Annotated in this window: 2 protein-coding genes and 1 pseudogene; all 3 read right to left on the bottom strand. The window is 34.3% G+C overall.

Annotated features, from left to right (window positions below):
* Positions 1-535 (bottom strand): annotated as a pseudogene (locus AC2VE5_RS25960) (hypothetical protein); the annotation flags it as partial.
* Positions 525-2003 carry a tyrosine-type recombinase/integrase gene (locus tag AC2VE5_RS25955; RefSeq protein WP_486890449.1) on the bottom strand — a complete coding sequence of 493 codons (1479 nt, stop codon included), beginning with the start codon at positions 2001-2003 and terminating at the stop codon, positions 525-527. The pseudogene AC2VE5_RS25960 and the gene AC2VE5_RS25955, both read right to left, overlap by 11 nt.
* Positions 2000-2344 (bottom strand): tyrosine-type recombinase/integrase (locus AC2VE5_RS25950; protein ID WP_486890448.1); only part of this gene is annotated, 345 nt, incomplete at its 5' end. The genes AC2VE5_RS25955 and AC2VE5_RS25950, both read right to left, overlap by 4 nt.

The following is a 2344-nucleotide window of genomic DNA, read 5'->3' as shown; positions in this document are numbered from 1 at the left end:
TTAACTTGCAAAGATGATAAATGTATTGTTTAACAAAGAGTTGAAACCAAACTGCTTGAAAATCTTTAAAGTTAGCAATGAAACGATTATCACGTTTGTCAAAGGAGGGGTTTAATGCTCTTAAGTCCCATTCATCATTTTCAAAAGAGAATAGCTGTACGGGAATATAGCAAGCATGATAACTGAGAATTCTAGATGAGATATCTATTGATTCACAAGTTCCAGTCCCACATATTTTACATATAAACTTTTGCTTGCCTTTTTTATTTCTTCCCCCAAGCCAAACTGCTTTTGAATTACACTTAGGACTTGGACAAGCAAACTCTCCAATTACATAATCTTGATGCCAATTAACTCCAGATTTCTTGTTGGGAAATTTTATATTGACGACCTGGGAGGTTCTTTTACTACATTTAGGACACCTAAAAAGTCTTCTTCCAGCAAAGTTATCCTTGCCTGCTAACTTTAAACCATTTGTTTCACAATGTGGGCAGTCGAAATCTTTTTTGTAATCTTTTTCCCAGTCAATTATCATTATCAATTTTTTCTAATACTGTAATAATAGTAGCCAAGTTATTACGATCGTCTTCTAAACCTTGTTTTTGTCTATTCATCTGAAGACTGTCAGCAATTTTTAATTCTTCTTCAACTCGCTTAAAGTCATCTTTAAGGTATGTTAAATCATTTGTAGAAGTGCGCCAATGTTGACATTGCCAACAGGCATTAACTGTTTGGCAGGGAGATTTTAAAATTGGTCTATGACATTCCCCGTACTGAGTTGTAAGAGGATATATTTTGCGGCGTATGTATTCAGTTACTAAATTTTGGGGTTTATGAGCAGCAACTACTTTGCCAGTGATATCAACATACTTTTTCCCCTGCGTTAATTCTTCAAATTCATCTACCAATACTTGTTTAAGAATGTGTTGATAATGGCGCAACATATCAGGGTGACGATGCCTTAGATATTTCTGAGTGATTAAGTCTCTAACACCAGAATTAGTCATTATTGTGCCAACGGTTTTTCTAAATTGATGAGATTTAAACTTCCATATCTCACCATTTTTGGAGCAGATATTATTTCTTTTCGCTAATCTGTTGAGCCAAAGGTTAAATGTAGGTGTTGACATTACCTTTGGAACTGGCTTAAAAGGGTGTGTTTTGCTTCTATTTCCCTCTTGATTGCTACAAAATAATCGGTCAAACTTGTTGTTAAGTTTTCGTCTAATATACTCTTGCTGTTCTTGAATAATTACTACTAATTCTGGGGGAATAGGTATTTCATCATTGATGTCGTACTTTTCGGTTGTAAAACGAAGTCTCCATTGCTTGCCTCTTTTTCTAAGACAATCAAGTGGCATATTTAAAAGTTCACCAACTCTAATACCCGTAGTTTTTATTACTAGAACCATTCTTTGTAATGATTCCGGCAAATAGTGGAGGTTTTCTTCTAGTTGATGCCACACTTCTTCAGGAATATAGTTAATTTCATCGTTTCTAGGGTAGGTTCTTTTTCGTTTGCCTCTAAACCAGTAGGTATTAACATCAAGCCAGCCCTCTATGCGGCAAGTATCGAAGAAGTCACAAATTGAAGAATAATAATGACTTAATGTATCGCTAGAAAGTTCTTTCAACTGCAAGTAATAATCAAAATCTTCAAACAACTGTTCATTAAGTTGTTGAAAGCTATTAATAGATTTTTCGTTTAAGAATTTAGCAAAGTTTCTTAAGTAAATAAGATGTCCACAAATAGTAGAAGCTGGTGTATTAGGTTTTGCTTTTACTAATATGTACAGTTTAACTAATAATTTAAACCATTCTGGTGAAAATTTACTAAAGTCTAAAGTTATTTTTCTATTGTGTTGATTGATCTTCAAACTTAAATCATCTATTGTGTACCAAACATCTTTCTTCAAAAGTGGATTATTTAGTAACTGTCCAATCTCCTGCTCTTGAATTAAGTATGAGCAATCTTCTGGTAAGCCAAATTCACTTAAACTCAATTTTCTTGTTCCTCTTGTTCAACTACTTCCAGTAGATTACCTCCACTAATTACGTGGGAGTAAATGTCTAAAGTAGTTTGAATACTTGTGTGTCCTAAAAGGTGTTTAACTCTCTCTGGTACATAACCTGCTTGCAAAAGACGAGTTGCGTATGTATGTCTAAATAAGTGTGGGTGAACTTTAATCCCCGTCTTTTCCGACATTCTTTTAAACATGGTGTTTAGAACTTTGGGGTTCATTGGCATACCTACATTGCCCTCCCAAATGTTAATAAACACATATTCCGATTCAACTGCTGGATACTCATAAATTAGGTAATCGTTGTAGATCGGAAGAGCACA

It is taken from the genome of Aliterella sp. E5.1, from assembly GCF_057473825.1.
Note: the sequence above shows the minus strand (reverse complement) of the source record. Positions and strands in the feature narration are given on the sequence as shown.